The organism is Proteus sp. GOKU (genome assembly GCF_015475555.1).
Classification (GTDB): Bacteria; Pseudomonadota; Gammaproteobacteria; order Enterobacterales; family Enterobacteriaceae; genus Proteus; species Proteus mirabilis_B.
Window position 1 is genome coordinate 2,685,103 of record NZ_CP034105.1, and the last position, 16,939, is coordinate 2,702,041.

At 38.1% G+C, this 16,939-nt stretch carries 15 protein-coding genes; 3 read left to right on the forward strand and 12 right to left on the reverse strand.

Annotated features, from left to right (window positions below; all coding sequences use genetic code 11):
- Positions 1-67: 67 nt before the first annotated feature.
- Positions 68-2,116: a bifunctional tRNA (5-methylaminomethyl-2-thiouridine)(34)-methyltransferase MnmD/FAD-dependent 5-carboxymethylaminomethyl-2-thiouridine(34) oxidoreductase MnmC gene (mnmC, locus tag EHE21_RS12540; protein ID WP_194950838.1), complete on the forward strand. Its 2,049-nt coding sequence runs from the start codon at positions 68-70 to the stop codon at positions 2,114-2,116.
- Positions 2,117-2,203: 87 nt separating this feature from the next.
- Here mnmC and EHE21_RS12545 read toward each other — a convergent pair whose 3' ends face one another.
- From EHE21_RS12545 to prmB, 7 genes are all read right to left on the reverse strand, one after another.
- Complete coding sequence (locus tag EHE21_RS12545; RefSeq protein ID WP_194950839.1) at positions 2,204-2,752, reverse strand: GNAT family N-acetyltransferase; 549 nt, start codon at positions 2,750-2,752, stop codon at positions 2,204-2,206.
- Between the two features lie 108 nt (positions 2,753-2,860).
- The gene (locus EHE21_RS12550) at positions 2,861-3,757 is read right to left on the reverse strand and encodes a hypothetical protein (RefSeq protein ID WP_194950840.1); all 897 of its coding nucleotides are present in this window, start codon (positions 3,755-3,757) and stop codon (positions 2,861-2,863) included.
- Positions 3,758-4,085: 328 nt separating this feature from the next.
- A complete protein-coding gene (locus EHE21_RS12555; protein ID WP_194950841.1) occupies positions 4,086-4,358 on the reverse strand; it encodes a YfcL family protein in 273 nt (90 codons plus the stop codon).
- Positions 4,359-4,511: 153 nt separating this feature from the next.
- The gene (locus EHE21_RS12560; protein ID WP_088495095.1) at positions 4,512-5,066 is read right to left on the reverse strand and encodes an elongation factor P hydroxylase; all 555 of its coding nucleotides are present in this window, start codon (positions 5,064-5,066) and stop codon (positions 4,512-4,514) included.
- Positions 5,067-5,083: 17 nt separating this feature from the next.
- Entirely contained in the window at positions 5,084-5,884 is an 801-nt protein-coding gene (locus EHE21_RS12565; protein WP_194950842.1) for a sulfite exporter TauE/SafE family protein, read from the reverse strand.
- A 168-nt stretch (positions 5,885-6,052) separates the two neighbouring features.
- Positions 6,053-7,138 carry a chorismate synthase gene (gene aroC, locus EHE21_RS12570; RefSeq protein WP_194950843.1) on the reverse strand — a complete coding sequence of 362 codons (1,086 nt, stop codon included), beginning with the start codon at positions 7,136-7,138 and terminating at the stop codon, positions 6,053-6,055.
- An 84-nt stretch (positions 7,139-7,222) separates the two neighbouring features.
- Complete coding sequence (gene prmB / locus EHE21_RS12575) at positions 7,223-8,155, reverse strand: 50S ribosomal protein L3 N(5)-glutamine methyltransferase (protein WP_161711361.1); 933 nt, start codon at positions 8,153-8,155, stop codon at positions 7,223-7,225.
- A 590-nt stretch (positions 8,156-8,745) separates the two neighbouring features.
- On the opposite strand from prmB, the gene smrB reads away from it, so the two are divergent.
- The gene (gene smrB / locus EHE21_RS12580) at positions 8,746-9,288 is read left to right on the forward strand and encodes an endonuclease SmrB (protein ID WP_075670570.1); all 543 of its coding nucleotides are present in this window, start codon (positions 8,746-8,748) and stop codon (positions 9,286-9,288) included.
- An 88-nt stretch (positions 9,289-9,376) separates the two neighbouring features.
- Here the strand turns inward: smrB and sixA are convergent, their stop codons facing one another.
- From sixA to EHE21_RS12600, 4 genes are all read right to left on the reverse strand, one after another.
- Complete coding sequence (gene sixA, locus EHE21_RS12585; RefSeq protein WP_088495091.1) at positions 9,377-9,850, reverse strand: phosphohistidine phosphatase SixA; 474 nt, start codon at positions 9,848-9,850, stop codon at positions 9,377-9,379.
- Positions 9,851-10,238: 388 nt separating this feature from the next.
- Positions 10,239-12,398 (reverse strand): fatty acid oxidation complex subunit alpha FadJ, encoded by a 2,160-nt coding sequence (fadJ, locus tag EHE21_RS12590; protein ID WP_416384035.1) that lies wholly within the window; start codon positions 12,396-12,398, stop codon positions 10,239-10,241.
- Entirely contained in the window at positions 12,398-13,702 is a 1,305-nt protein-coding gene (fadI, locus tag EHE21_RS12595; RefSeq protein WP_194950844.1) for an acetyl-CoA C-acyltransferase FadI, read from the reverse strand. The genes fadJ and fadI overlap by 1 nt, the downstream gene beginning before the upstream one ends.
- 234 nt (positions 13,703-13,936) lie before the next feature.
- Positions 13,937-14,233 (reverse strand): YfcZ/YiiS family protein, encoded by a 297-nt coding sequence (locus tag EHE21_RS12600; protein ID WP_006533378.1) that lies wholly within the window; start codon positions 14,231-14,233, stop codon positions 13,937-13,939.
- Positions 14,234-14,578: 345 nt separating this feature from the next.
- On the opposite strand from EHE21_RS12600, the gene fadL reads away from it, so the two are divergent.
- Entirely contained in the window at positions 14,579-15,919 is a 1,341-nt protein-coding gene (fadL, locus tag EHE21_RS12605) for a long-chain fatty acid transporter FadL (protein ID WP_194950845.1), read from the forward strand.
- Between the two features lie 84 nt (positions 15,920-16,003).
- On the opposite strand, the gene mlaA is transcribed toward fadL, so the two are convergent.
- Positions 16,004-16,744 carry a phospholipid-binding lipoprotein MlaA gene (gene mlaA, locus EHE21_RS12610; protein ID WP_075670556.1) on the reverse strand — a complete coding sequence of 247 codons (741 nt, stop codon included), beginning with the start codon at positions 16,742-16,744 and terminating at the stop codon, positions 16,004-16,006.
- Positions 16,745-16,939 lie beyond the last annotated feature (195 nt).

The window sequence follows — 16,939 nt, forward strand, 5'->3', positions numbered from 1 at the left end:
GGCTGGCACAAGCAACCTAACGGCGCTAAGATATTAGTTAATTTTTTCGAGAAATACAGGCAGTTCCGTGAATAATAGCCCGATAAATACTGCGTCTTTAAGTTGGAATGAACTTGGTACGCCTATCTCTGAACAATTTGGCGATATTTACTTTTCAAACCAAGACGGTCTAGAAGAAACTCGACATGTGTTCTTACATGGAAATCATTTTCCATCACGTTTTGGTACACATGTACGCTCTGAATGTGTTATCGCAGAAACAGGATTTGGTACTGGGCTTAATTTTTTAACACTGTGGCAAGCTTTCGAGCAATTTAGGCAAACATCCCCTGACTCTCGTTTAAAACGTCTTCATTATGTTAGTTTCGAGAAATTCCCTCTTACAAAAAGTGACTTACAATCGGCACACTGCCATTGGCCTGAACTCGAAAAATATTCACAATCGCTTTGTGCTCAATGGCCATTAGCCATTGCGGGTTGCCATCGCATTATTCTTGCTGATGGGGCAATTACACTGGATTTATGGTTTGGTGATATCAATATCTTGTTACCCCAAACTCGCCAAGCACTACATAATAAAGTGGATGCATGGTTCTTAGATGGTTTTGCTCCTTCTAAAAACCCACAAATGTGGAGCGAAACTCTCTTTCAATCGATGGCTGATTCAATGCGAGAAAACGGTACATTTGCAACGTTTACCGCTGCTGGGATTGTCAAGCGAGGTTTGCAAAGTGTTGGTTTTGAGATAAATAAAATCAAAGGATTTGGCCAAAAAAGAGAGATGCTGACAGGTGTTTTTCCACATCCTCCCTCTCCTGAATTTCTCCCTTACTATGCAAGACCAAGTGCAACCAAAGCACAGAACATTGCAATTATAGGCGGTGGCATTGCCAGCACATTTGCCGCGCTTTCCTGCCTAAGAAGAGGTGCCAATGTCACCTTGTATTGTGAAGATGGACAACCTGCAACTAATGCCTCAGGTAATCGACAAGGTGTGTTATATCCTTTACTCAATGGCAAATCCGATGAACTAGAACAATTTTTTACAACCGCGTTTTTATTTGCTCATCGCACTTATGACAACCTAAGTAAAGCAGGTATTCCTTTTTCACATCAATGGTCTGGCGTTGCACAAATTATTTATAACGAAAAAGTTCGTAAAAAAGCACAGAGAATTATCGATAACTCTATCCCCTTTACGCAATTAGCGTGTTACCTCGATGAAGACGAAGTCAATAAACTCAGCGGATTAGGCGTTAATTATGATGCTTTGTTTTACCCACAAGCGGGCTGGCTTTCACCGACTGAGCTTACAATCAATACATTAAAATACGCTGAACAATTAGGGTTAACGTTGCGATTTAATCATCAAGTTACTCAAATAAGTGTACAAGAAGCGTCTTGGTGCTTAGAGGTTGTTCATCACGATGGAGAAAGTACAACACAATTTCAGTCACAATATGATTGCGTTATTTTGGCAAATGGACATCGAATTACAGACTTTACTCAAAGTGCAAAATTACCTATTAGCGCAGTTAGAGGGCAAGTTAGCCATATTCCAACAACAAAAACATTATCAAAACTAAAAACGGTGCTTTGTTATGATGGCTATTTTACACCTGTTGACACCCAAGATAATTTGCATTGTGTGGGAGCAAGTTTTCGCCGCGATAGATTAGATTTGGCAGTCTCAACGCAAGAGCAAGAAAATAACCAAGCTCATCTTACTCAGTGTTTAGCAAATGCGCCTTGGGTTAAAGACGTTGATTTTAGCCGAAACGAAGCGCGAATAGGTATTCGTTGCACTATACGTGACCACCTACCGTTATTAGGCGAAGTACCTGATTTTGAAAAATTGCGAGTAGCATATACGCATTTAGATAGATTTAAACGCAGAAGACAAACGCCAGCTTTAGCTCCTGCTTATCCTCAACTTTATATTATCAGTGCATTAGGCTCTCGTGGATTATGTTCAGCGCCTTTATCAGCCGAAATTCTTGCAAGCCAAATTTTTGATGAACCTTTTCCGGTTGAAGATAATGTGTTGAATGCCTTACACCCTAATCGTTTTTGGGTAAGACCATTACTGCGTGGGAAGCCGATTGAAGTGAAATAAATGTATAAGCAACCGACCTCGGTTGCTTATTTTTTACTTTTTGATTATCTCGCTGTTATATCCGAGATCATCACATCCAAAGAGAAGCTAAATCTCAAGCTTCATTGCACAGCGCGTTTCCTTTAAAAAGCCGCCGCTTTCAACTTCATCATCTAAGATTTTTTGCAAAGAATAAGGAATTTCGTTTTCTGGTAAAATAGAAAAACCTAAACGTTGATAGTACGGTGCATTCCAAGGAACATGGCGAAATGTTGTCAGCGTAACAGAGTCAAATTTATGTGCTTTTGCTTCATCTTTTACTTTTTGAATAAGTAACTTACCAATCCCTCTATTTTGCCAATCTTGGCTCACTGAAAGTTCATGAATAAATAAGCTTTCTGGTAAAACTGTCGTCATAATAAAACCAACTGGCTCGTTATCACTATTAACTGCTACCCAATGCCCTTGCTGATGAATAAACACTAAATGTTTTTCAACACTTTGTACGCCACTTTCACTTATCCAGCGTAAGTCTTCTAAAGTACTAAAGAGTTGTCCTGCTGATTGCTCAATAGCAGGCAATTTAGTGGCATCATCGATTTGTGTTTGACGGATCGTAATATCGTTATTTTTTATTTTGTTTTGTGTTGTTGTCATTTCTTTTTCCAGCTCAGGTGTTTTTATACTTTTATGCTTAATTTATTAAAAAGCCATCCTGTTGGATGGCTTATGTTAATACTAAAATGGCTTCTTATTTTTAAGTCGTTAATCTTTAGGTAATATACCGTAAGATTGGAACTTCTGAGTCTCTATAATAAAACGATTATAGTACATGTTGTCTTCTACTGAATCCTTCACCACACGGTTACTATAAGCGCGAACAACAGCAAGTGTCGCCTTATGAAGTTTATCTTTTAGTGTGTTATGGATCTTCGGATCTTCACTTTCTTGAATTTGATTTAATAATGAAACAAGCTCTTCTGCTTCAGCTTGAATATCAGGATCAGTAAATTCTGCTGTCGGCAACATATAGTCTAAATCAAGATTAACAGAATCGTGATATTCATCTTCTTGAGTAAACGGCTCTAAGTCTTTGTTGTATTCCGCTGAAATATATTTAATAAATTCAGGTTTATCAAAGCATTTATTTTTTATGCCACCATCATTATTTTTATTTCGAGTGCGAATTTCATTAGGAAATGGTTCACCTAAGGCATAAGTACACTGAAAAATATTACCATCGATTAATGTGGCATTAGTGCTACGCACTGGAAGTTCAAATTCATAGCCATTAATAATAACGGGGTGATCGACAGGTTTAAATTGATCTGTTTTTCCCTTTACTGCATAAACTTCTGAAAGGGTGTAATACATAAAATTATCAGGATTTAGTATGCCACCATTATTCTGGTCATAAACCATAAATCGGGCATCATTACCGGCACTATTTTTTAAACTATGCTCACCAGGTGACAGCGTTATATAACCATTTTTACCCGGTTCAACCTGATATTCTTTACCATCGACGCTAAAACTAATGACTTTTTCGCTTGGATTACTGTAATAAAACTTATTTTTTTTATTATCCAAATCGAATTGATCACAAGCAGATAAAAATAAAACTGCGCTAGTCAGTAGGCCTATTTTAAAGAAATTTTTCATCGTATCGTTATCCTTATCATAAATATTCTATGCAAATCATTTGCATCCCGAGAAACATTCCTAAAAAACATTTAAAAGTAATTTTACAGAAATGGCAAGGAGTTACAAAAGATAGCACTATTATGCTTAATCAATGAGAGATACATCGACTTTGAAAAATCAAATAAAAACAATTGATAAATAGTAAGGATCAATTTTTGTATAAAAACCAATCTAATTCAACAGTAAATATCTTAAATATAACTTAGAGGCTGTGATTTTAATAAGATATTAAGCAAGAAAAAAACAACCGATTTATGCCGGTTGTTCTCTTAATAGACATGCAGGATTAATTAATTGAGTTAACTAAATCATGCCAAGTAGATAAAACTAACGCTTGATCAGGTGGTGAAAGCTCACCTGCTTTTATTGCCTTTTGAATGCTCTCTTCTACACGCGCTCTTAACGCTTCTAACTGTGTGTTATTTTCTTGCTCGAGTTCAGCAATAGCCAGTGTAATATGGCCTTGTAAATATCCGCCTGCAAATAATTCATCATCAGTGGCTTGTTCAACACGGCTATCAATTTTATCTAATAAGTACGCTTCATACTCAGAAAGCATTATTTATCCTCAATATATAATGTTGCTATCTTTTATATTTACCCCATATTAACAGGATATAAATACATGTGTTCTAGCAACCTTACTACTTCAGACTCCACCCTATTGGGTAAAACCTTCACAGTGGATAGGCGATAATTATTCTCGCAATCCTTAATTAACTAAAGGATTTTCCTGATACGGAAACATCTCTTCGGTTAGCTCTGGGGTATTGTAAAACAAATGTAACGCATTAATAAATAGCTGTGCACGAGGTGGCGTGTTTTTATCTCGTAAATAAGCGAGTACTTGTTCTCTAACTTTATTTCTAAATTCATAACGGTCAGGTTCAAAGTTACCTTCTAAATTGTCACAGCTGACATTAAAAGGATAACCAGCAGCTTGGCAAAATAACCAATCTAATGCTTGAGGTTTGATTTCTACAACTTCGAACTGCCCTTGAGTGGTTTCATCTCGTCCATCTGGGCAATACCAGTAACCATAATCAACTTGTTGGCGACGAGCCTCTCCAGCAATACACCAATGTGATATTTCATGTAATGCACTGGCATAAAAACCATGAGCAAAAATGATTTGGTGATAAGGTGTCTCTTCATTTGCAGGCAAATAAATCGGCTCATCATCCCCTTTAACTAAACGGGTTTGGAAACTTTCGCTAAAACATTGATTAAAGATATCAATTAACTGTTGATAATGATGTGCTGACATTTAAAAACCATCTATTCCTAATTAAAAAGTGCAGAAAACCAAAGTGTAATAGTATCGCCATGATTGTCATGAATCAGTTTGATGCTCATCAAAAAGGAGATAATGACCAGCATAGGTCTTATTAATTTTTGCCCTTTTGTTAATACTAAGCCTGCACCTAAACGAGCACCAATAAATTGCCCACAAAGCATAACTAAACCAATAGTCCAAATAACCTGCCCACCAATAATAAAAAACAGTAAAGAGCCAAAATTAGAGGTGAAGTTAAGCAATTTAGCATGAGCGGTCGCTTTTGAAAGATTATATCCAAGTAACATGACATAACCTAAAGCGAAAAAAGAACCTGTACCCGGTCCAAAAATACCATCATAAAAACCGACACCACCCCCTAATATTGCCCCAAAAGTATAGTAACCAATACGTTGCTTACTATCTTGAGCACCTATTGATGGAGTGAGAAGAAAATAGAGACCAATGGCGATGGTAAGAATAGGAAGCGCTTGTTTAAGAATTTCGGGATTAATAAACTGCACTAACATGGCGCCAGAAACTGCACCAATAAAAGTCATTAAAATTGCAAATCGTTGCGCTTTTAAATCAATAACCTTTCGACGTATAAAATAAAGCGTCGCCGAAAACGAGCCACCTACTGATTGCAATTTATTTGTTGCGAGAGCTTGAACGGGAGGAATGCCTGCTGATAACAAAGCTGGAATGGTGATTAACCCACCGCCACCTGCTATTGAATCAATAAAACCTGCAATTAAAGCAACAAAGAAGAGAAGAAGGTAGATGCCATCTGAAAAGAGCCAATCCATTTATCTATCCGAATTATTAGGAATGAAGGACGTGTTGCTGTGTTTATCTCATTTATTTAAAAAAACCACAGCAACACGATCTGAGCATAATAAAATTAGGCGCTCACACCTTTAAAGCTAACATCAAACTTACAACAGTTTATCGACCACGTTATTGACGTAGAATGATTACCATTGCATTAACGGAGGTACAACATCACCACATTGACCACGTTGGCGCAATGCATGATCGAGCAAAACAATTGCCATCATTGCTTCTGCAATAGGAATAGCGCGTATTCCTACACAAGGATCATGACGACCTTTGGTTATCATATCGACTTCTTCACCATCACGATTAATTGTTTTACCTGTAATAGTAATGCTCGATGTTGGTTTTAAAGCGATATGTGCAACGATTGGCTGACCGCTGCTAATCCCGCCTAAAATGCCCCCTGCATGATTACTAGTAAAACCATTTTTAGTGATTTCATCTCTATTTTCAGTGCCTTTTAAGGTTACAACACCAAAACCATCACCAATTTCAATTCCTTTAACAGCATTGATACTCATTAATGCATGTGCTAAATCTGCATCTAGTCTGTCAAAAACCGGCTCACCAAATCCTGCTGGCACACCTTCTGCAACCACGGTCACTTTTGCACCAATCGAGTTACCTTCTTTTTTAAGCGCACGCATATATTCATCAAGTGCTTCTAAACGAGAAGGATCTGGACAGAAAAATGGGTTGGTTTCAACGATAGACCAATCAACAAGATCACAAGTAATTGGGCCTAACTGAGAAAGATAGCCTTTTACTTCAATACCCATTTTCTCTTTTAGGTATTTTTTTGCGATTGCACCAGCAGCAACACGCATTGCAGTTTCTCGTGCAGAAGAGCGCCCACCGCCACGATAATCACGTAAACCATATTTTTGTTCGTAGGTGTAATCAGCATGACCAGGACGAAAAACATCTTTGATTTCACTGTAATCTTGAGAACGCTGATCAGTGTTTTCAATCAGTAAACCAATGCTTGTCCCTGTTGTGACACCATTAAATACACCTGATAAAATGCGAACTTGATCAGGTTCGCGGCGCTGAGTGGTATAACGCGAAGTTCCAGGTCTACGTCTATCTAAATCAACTTGTAAATCGGCTTCTGTTAAAGGTAATCCAGGCGGTACACCATCAACAATGCAACCTAATGCAATACCATGAGACTCACCGAAAGTCGTGACTCTGAATAATTGTCCGATACTGTTTCCTGCCATCCCTTTATTCCTATCTTTTACTGTGTGATGTTATCAATATGTTATTTGCAATAAATAACAATCTACCGTCTCATTGCTGTTACATCAACGTTTATCAGTAGAAAAACACGCTGAATATTCGACGAGTTGTTCACGAGTCAGCATAAAGACACCGAGTCCACCATTTTCAAACTCAAGCCATGTAAACGGAACCTCAGGGAATTGCTCAATAAGATGAACCATACTATTCCCCACTTCACACACTAAAATACCTTTTTCACTCAGGTATTCAGGGGCTTTTAGTAAAATTTGTCTTGTGATATCAAGACCATCAATACCCGAAGCTAGTGCTAATTCAGGTTCAACTTGGTATTCATCAGGTAAATCGCCCATATCTTCTACATCAACATACGGCGGATTTGTCACAATAATATCGTATGGTGTTGGAACAATGGCATTAAATAAATCGGACTGCATTGGATAAACACGATGCACTAAACCATGATTTTCAATATTAAATTCAGCCACTTCCAGTGCATCTTCAGAAATATCAACCGCATCGACTTCAGCATCTTCAAATTCATGAGCACAAGCAATCGCAATACAGCCACTTCCAGTGCATAAGTCGAGAATGCGTGCTGGCTCTTGCTGAATTAAACCATCAAAATGATTATTGATTAATTCACCAATAGGAGAGCGAGGGATAAGAACACGTTCATCGACATAAAATTCGTGGCCACAGAACCAAGCGCTATGCGTTAAATAAGGAACTGGGATTTTCTGCTCAATACGGCTTTCGATCAGCGTAATAATTTCCATCTTTTCAGAAGTTGTTAACTTGGTTGATAACAGTGCATCTGGAATATCTAAAGGAAGCGCAATCGTCGGTAATACCAGCTGTAATGCTTCATCCCACGCGTTATCTGTGCCATGACCATAGTAAATATCAGATGAATTAAACTGACTCATAGCCCAACGTAACATATCTAGGATCGTGCTTAGATCAGCAACCGCTTCCTCTTTTAGTGTTATATCCAAAACTGTTGTCCTCTGAAGAAATAGAAAGTCTGTAGTTTGCCATGAAGATAGCGATAAATCAGCGGGAAACCATAAAAAAACATCATTACGCTATTATTACTTTTACTATAACCACACTCTTATTGCGGTTTTAAGCTTCAATCATATAGTCAAAAGCAAAATTTATAATCTATTCATAAATAAAGATTGGCGTTTTATACTTTTAATTTAACTTTTATTAGCAAGTTAATAGAATTGAACCATACTTAGAGCATGAAAGAATTAACTGTGTACCAAAATGCGCCTATAGATGTTTTTCATTTAATATGTAGTCACTTGAAAGCAAATAACTAATTTTAAAGACTATTTAAATATCTTTTTATCGTTTTTTATCGCAACCTGAAGATATAACAACGTTTTATGTTCCACAGATATTATGAGTAGAGCAACTTGTTAACCAGCCTATATTTGCTAACTATGTGACTATTTCGGCAGGGTAAATTCCCTGCCTTTTTTTATGCTAAATTTATGGCCTATACTTTTTTATCTCTGACGCTATTTCATGTACTATTGCCTTATAAAGACAGTAACACTATGAAGAATCGTAAAAAATGAATAAAAAATTTTCATTACCGCCTTCTGAAATTGAGTTGTTTCAGGAGATGATAAAAGGCACTAAGAAATTACCTCAAGATAAAATACTTCATTCGCCAAAACGTAAAAAAGTGACACATTACGCACCTGAACGTCTGCAACAAGAGCAAGTTGATGCCTCTTATTATTTTTCAGATGAATTTCAGCCTAACTTAGCCACAGAAGGCCCAATGCGCTATTTAAGAGAAGGCGCTAATGCTTATGAATTAAAAAAGCTACGTCGTGGTGATTATGTACCTGAATTTTTTCTAGATTTACACGGATTAACACAGTTAATTGCAAAACAAGAGATTGGCGCATTGATTGCAGCATGTAGACGAGAACATGTTTATTGTGCCTGTATTATGCACGGACATGGCAAACATATTTTAAAGCAACAGACACCTCTTTGGTTAGCACAACACCCCGATGTAATTGCTTTTCATCAAGCTCCTAAAGAATGGGGAGGTGATGCTGCATTATTAGTACTCGTGGAAAACGACGATATTGCTCGCCGCTAAACCTCAAAAATTCTATTGCATTAACCCTTAAATCACCTATCGGGTGAAATAAGGTGTTAATTATTTACTTAGTTAGTTGATTTAAATTTTATTTCAATGTTGAGGGCGACACTTGCCATAGCAATTCCCCTGCACCTTTTGATAAATCAAAATCAACACAGGCAATGGTTGATGTTGAAAACATAGGAGCACATACCGCAGGACAGAGTTCAGCGACAACATAACCAACTAAAGGTAAGTGAGAAATAACAAGAATATTTTTATATCCTGTATCACCCAAGGCACGTAAGTAATGTGCAACATGTGAAGGATTACCTCCAGGGATAAGTCCATCATCTGTTTCTATTTTATTAGGTAGCGCTAAATCTACTTTTACTGCATCCAATGTCTGTTGAGCACGCAAATAAGGGCTGACTAAAACATAATCAATTATATGTCCTTGCTTTATCATCCATTCAGCCATTTTTATTGATTCACTTTTTCCACGTTCAGTCAGTGGTCTTAGTGCATCGCTGGCAGCATCAAGAGCTGCTTCTCCGTGGCGCATAATAAAAATTTGCATAGTAAATTATCAAACCTATTTTATTTTTGTAATTACTGGTATTTACAGTTTTAAGATACTTAATTTAATTCAGTTTAAATCAATATATCCCCATATAAAAATCTTCAATACCTTAATTGCAATAGCATTATTAATCTTTTTAAGATCATGCTGTTGGTTTACAAATCAACATCATTTTCAGAATTTTATTTTAAAAAACTTCGTTTTTAAATTTATTTTCAAATAACTATTTTGCCATATCTGGCTATCATTAACACTTTCGACCTCTTTTTCCATTAAAAATTCACCAATTATTAATCTGACGCAAAAAGTACAAGAAAAAAGGCGCCTAAGCGCCTCAATCAAAACAAGTGTCACAAAAGGAAAAAGCAATGGTAAAGTGATGATGTTAATCGTAAAAACGTTCATTTCGTTTAGCCATTTCAACTAAACGCTCACAAGGGCGATATTTCTCTCCATACCTATCGGCAAGTTGATTGAGCTTCTCTGCCACTTTTGTTGTTCCCATACTGTCCATATAACGGAATGGGCCACCAAAAAATGGAGGAAAACCAATACCAAATACAGCACCGATATCACCGTCTCGTGGTTGTTTAATAATATTTTCATCTAAACAACGAACGGCCTCATTTAACATTAATAATAAACAACGCTCCGTAATTTCAGAGGAAGACAATTGGTTTTTCGGCTTAATTTGTAATAACCGATATATAGCAGGATCAGGCTGTTTTTTATTTTTACCTAATGAGAAAGGTAATGCATGTTTTGCATAGAGATAAAATCCGCGGCCATTTTTACGACCTTTTCTATCATCAGCAATAATGGCATCCACAGCAGGAGGAGAGGCAAATCTTTCTCCAAATGCATTCACTAATATTGGCGTTATTTTAGTACCAATATCAATCCCCACTTCATCCAATAACTGAATAGGCCCTACGGGAAAACCAAACTGAACAAGTGCTTTATCAATATTCTCAATAGGCTCTCCTTGTACTAAGCATGTCAATGCTTCACTGATATAAGGTGCAAGAATACGATTAACATAAAATCCCGGTTTATCACCAACAACTATTGCAACCTTGCCCTGTTTTTTAGCAAACGCTACGGTTGTGGCGATGGTTTTTTCATCGGTATTTTCATGCGGAATAACTTCAACTAAAGGCATTTTTTCTACTGGGCTAAAATAGTGAAGCCCGATCACTTTTTCTGGGTATTTTGCTGTTTCTGCAATTTTATGAATAGGGAGTGAAGAGGTGTTTGAAGCAAAAATAATTTTACCTTTCCCCACTTCTTCAATATCTGCGACCATTTTCTGTTTTAACGTCAGATCTTCAAAAACCGCTTCAACAATAATATTTGATTGGTGAAAACCACTGTAATCCAATGAACCTGACAGCAACCCCATTTGACGCTGACGTTCGCGTGCAGATAATCTTTTTTTACTTACTTTAGCTGAAAGCGCTTTCCAACTGTAATTAAGCGCCTGAGCAATTCCCTTATCACTGATATCTTTAATTCTTGCTGGTAAATTACCTTTTGTCGCAGTCACAAAAGCAATACCACCGCCCATTAATCCACCACCTAAAATACCGATATGGTGTAAATTATCTGGTTTTTCGGATGATCCTGTTTCATTTTTAAGTGCCGTAGAGGCAAAAAAGAGATGCCTTAGTGCCGATGAAACGGGTGTCATCGCTAGTTCGCCAAACGCATTTGCCTCTTCTTTAAAACCTGTTTGAATATCTTTCTCAAGGCCTCGTTCAATGACATGAAGAATACGTTCTGCTGCTGGATAGTGGCCTTTCGTCTTGGCTAATGTGCGTTTTTTTGCTTGCCCAAACAGTATATTTCTACCTAAAGTCGTATTTGCCCAAAAGCGATCCATTGTCGAATGCTTTTTCTGCTCTTTTTTACCCGATAAAATCCATTTAGCCGCAACTTCTAATAGAATGTCTTGTGAAACAACATCGTTTACAAGACCTAATTTTAAGGCTCGTTTCGCATTAATTTGTCTACCCGTTAAGATCATATCTAACGCAGATGTCACACCAATAAGACGAGGTAAACGTTGAGTTCCGCCAGAGCCCGGCAGTAATCCAAGTTGTACTTCAGGAAGTCCTAAACGCGTTTTGCTATTATCAGAACAAATTCGCCCATGACAGGCTAAAGCTAATTCAAGCCCCCCACCAAGGCACGCACCATTAATAGCAGCCACAACAGGCAATGGGTAGTTTTCAAGTTGCGTAAAAAGATCCTGCCCTGCTTTGGCTAATGCACTCGCTTCTTCTTTGGTTTTACAACCCGCAATCATGGAGATATCCGCACCCGCAATAAAACTGTCTGTTTTACCTGAAGTGATAATCAATCCTTTTACACCAGAGTGTTGCTGAGCTTGCCTTAAAACATCTTGAAACTGCTGCACAAACTCGGCTTTTAGCGTATTTACTTTTTCACCAATAACATCAATAGTGATAACGCCCACTTTGTCATTACGAACTGAGAATTGAAAAACAGATGATTTTTCTAGTGTTGTTTGTTGTTGTTCCATTATTCCACCTCCAAAATCATCGCTGCACCTAATCCACCAGCCGCACAAGCAGTGGTTAACCCAAACCCTCCGCCTCGACGTTTAAGCTCATGTAGTGTCTGTGTGACCATTCTTGCGCCAGTCGCTGCAAATGGATGCCCATAAGCAATAGAACCGCCTAGCACATTAAATTTATCCATATCCACTTCTCCAATCGCCTTGGATAATCCTAGTTGCTCTTTAGCAAAACGCTCACTGGCAAATAGTGTCAAATTGCTTAATGTTTGTGCGGCAAAAGCTTCATGCATATCAATTAACGTTAAATCACCCAATGCAAGACCAGCGCGAGAAAGTGCAAGTGGCGTGGCATATGATGGTCCCAATAACATATCTTTCCAAACATCGGTCGCTGTAAAAGCATAACTACGTAGATAACCAAGAGGTTGATAGCCTAAGCTTTTAGCAACAGATTCTTTCATCATCAATACAGCCGCTGCGCCATCGGTTAATGGCGTACTGTTTGCGGCAGTGACACTGCCATGGCGACGATCAAAGGCAGGTTTGAGTTTGGCATAAGAATCAAGAATGGAGTTTTTACGAATATTGTTATCTTGATGAAAGCCTTCTTTGTAAGGCGGGAAAAACGCCGTCATAACTTCATCATTTAATTTACCCATATCCCATGCTTTCGTTGCTAATTGATGAGAGCGATGTGCTAATTCATCTTGAGCAACTCTTGAAATATGGTAAGTCTTGGCCATTTGTTCCGCAGTATCACCCATACGTAACCCAGTTGAATATTCGGCAACGGCAGGTGCTACAGGAAGGAGATCACGAAATCGTAATTGGCTTAAATAGCTTAATCTCTGACCTAATGATTTGGCCTTATTAAGGCTTAATAGAACATCTGCAAGCTTTTTACTAACACCAATAGGCAAAACTGAAGAAGAGTCTGCACCACCAGCAATACCGACAGAAACATGCCCTGCCATCATGCTTTCAGCAATATTAGCAATCGCCTGAAAGCTTGTTGCACATGCTCTTGTTACACTGTAAGCATCAGTTTTTACACTTAATCCTGCGCCGAGTACAATTTCTCTGGCAATGTTAGGTGCTTCTGGCATTTGAACCACTTGACCGAAAACAAGTTGATCAATAATTTCGGGAGGAATTTCATTGCGAGTCACTAATTCTTGAACCACTGAACGCCCTAATTCAACCGCAGGTATTCCTCGATACGCAGTCGCTTGTTTAGCAAAAGGTAAGCGTAGCCCGCTGACAATAGCGATGCGATCTTTCATAGCACTGTTCGTTGATGACTTCATAACGGCTCCTGATAAAATGATTTCCTGACACCAAAGAGGTCTGACCTGACAATAGTGTTAACAAAAATTTCACTTTTCAGAAACGTCATTTTACGAGAAGTGGGAGTTAGCGCTCAATATTTCGATGAAATGTCTGAAACTTAACAATAGTGATAGAAAAGAGAATGGGGTGCTCGAGGGATATAAAAAAGGCTGTTGAATTTCAACAGCCTTAAATCTATTAATTTCAGAGGATTAACGTAATCCTAACTGGAAAATTAGGTTTTCTGCTTCACAAGAGAATGTAAAATCAGCGGTAAGTTGAACACCACCATCAACATCAGCAAATTGTTGATTGATTTTGCAAGGCTCTGAAGCGATAGATTGTGCTTTTGCACTAAGTTGATCTAACATTGCTTGCGCTTGTACTTTATCAGCGAAGACATGCTGATATGACGCTGTGCAATTCTTGTTGTCAATAATAGTACCCACATCTACACAACAGCAAGCAGCGGTTTCTTCTGCACTACAACGATTAATTGCGTCTGCCATTTTAGTCTCCCAACGAAAGAAATGTTAATTATCTATCATAATCGCAAAAAAATAAAATAAACTGCTTTAGCTCAAATTTTATTACAAATTTACAAAAATAATTGATTATCCTGTTTATTTAACAATCAAAAACATCTTTATTGGCATATTTTGTGAAAAATATGTTAACCAAATCTCAATTATTGAATCTAAATGGCAATATTTGTAAAACATACTTGCAACATTTAGGGTAATCAACTTTATACTTAATCAACTGGTCTGATTTGTCATAACGACAACCGCACCTAAAATCCAGCGCTTCTAATCAGAAGTTACTAACTTAAAAAAATTATGAGGGTTTAGGTCATGAACCGTAAAAACCTGTTTACTCGCACAGCACTAGCTGCCATTGTAGGAGCAATTTCCTCTCAAGCAGGCGCTGCCGGTTTTCAGTTAAATGAATATTCTACTTCAGCACTAGGGCGTGCATTTTCAGGGGAAGGCGTCATCGCCGATGACGCAAGCGTAGGTAGCCGTAACCCAGCAGCTCTTACCATGTTCGATCGCCCTGAGATTTCTGTCGGTGCTATCATTATTAATCCAGGCGTTGATGTTAAAGGTAAATCACCTCTTACTGGTACTGATACCACCGCAAAAGATATCGCACCAAGTGCATTAGTCCCTAATATCCACTTTGTTGCCCCTATTAATGATAAATGGGCGATTGGTGCATCAGGTACAACAAACTTTGGTTTAGCAACAGATTTTCCGAGCGATTACCCAGCAGGGCTTATCGGTGGCAAAACCGATTTAAAAACCATGAACTTAAACTTAAGTGCAGGTTATCGTGTTAATAACCAACTCAGTGTTGGTTTAGGCTTAAATGCCCTTTATGCTGATGCTGAAATTACTCGCCATGTGGGTGAAGCGGGTAAAGTTTTAGGAAATAAATTACCACCTCCGTTAGGAGGCTATGTGTCCAGTCTATCTCCAAGTGATCGCTTTGCTCAATTGAAAGGTGATGCTTGGGGCTTTGGTTGGAACGCGGGTTTATTATATGAATTCGACGAAGGCAACCGTGTAAGTTTTACTTACCGTTCAAAAATTAAAGTGAAATTTAAAGACGGTGAGTTCCAGAGCGATTTAAAAACAATCCCTCTTCCAAATGGTAGTTCTATTATTGGAACAGAAGGTGGAACCATTAAAGGTAAACTTGACCTTAACCTACCTGAAATTTGGGAGTTTGCAGCTTATCATCGTGTAGCACCAAAATGGGCAGTTCACTATAACTTCGCTTATACAAGCTGGAGCGCATTTGAAGAGTTAAGAGCCACACGTAAGAGTGATGGTCAGCAACTATTCAAGAAAGAAGAAGGCTTCCGTGATGCATGGCGTGTTGCATTAGGAACAACCTATTATCACGATGATAACTGGACATTCCGTACTGGTATTGCCTTCGATGATAGCCCAGTTCCTGCTGATAAACGCTCAATCTCTATTCCAGACCAAGACCGTTTCTGGTTAAGTGCGGGTGCAACTTATGCATTTAATAAAGATATGTCTGTTGATGTCGGCTTAGCGTATATGCACGGTAAAAAAGTCACCATCAAAGAGAAATTATCTGAAGATTTACCATTACCTGCTTATGAGTTTGAATCATCAGGTAAAGCATGGTTATACGGTATGAACTTTAACTACCGTTTCTAATTTTTCACGGTGCTTTTTATACAAAAAATGGTCTTTTTTTAAGACCATTTTTTATTTATTCATCAAGCTAACAAAGATAATAAACTAATCGATAGAATCTAAGTCATCTTCAATGGCTTTCGCATTAGGATTTTCTTTTACAGTGCCATCTGCTTGGAAATCGTTACGCTGGAAATAAGCTTCACGCATCATTAAGTATGGATCAGAAGAGTTTTGTAAAATCGCATCTGAATCGAGCAATTGTGCCCGTGTTTCAATTCCCTCTAATGCCCACTTACCTGCTGACATCCAAAACGTTAAATAACTCAGCATAGGATACGTTAAGTCAGCCCAGTCACCGCCTTCTTCACGGACAGTGAAGCTACCATAGCCCGGTACAACCACATAAGGGCCATAATCCATACCATAATGACCTAACGTGCTACCAAATCGCATTGGGACTTCTTTTTCCATCGTTTCTTTAGACATACCAGCGACATCTATTAAGCCACCCATACCAAAAACGGTATTAATCCAGAAACGACCAAAGTGTTTCGCACCTTTCTCAAAGTCACCACGCAACACACTATTCACCATACTTGCAGGCTCTTCTAAGTTACCTAAAAAGTTAGATAAGCCATTTCTTGCTGGTGGTGGCACATAATCACGCCAAACAACCGCAACAGGGCGTAAGATATAGGGATCTAAAACATAGTAGTTAAAATCAAACATCTGGCGGTTGAACCCTTCCAATGGGTCAGAGCGCCCCTCCCCATTATTAGGGGTACTTGCACATCCTGAAAGTAAGGCGACTGAAAGAGCAACACCGCACAGGCGATACTTCATAATGTTCTCCGCTAATTATCTTATGATGGGCAGCATCATAGTTCGCATATTCATAAACTCTACACATAATACTGTCAATGCATGATAAGTGGTACTTTTATTAGGTTTTGATCTTATAAGATAATTCGGTTTTTGTGATTATCTTATTGAGCTGATTTAAAATATTAGCCCAATGTTATGGACTAATATTTAAAT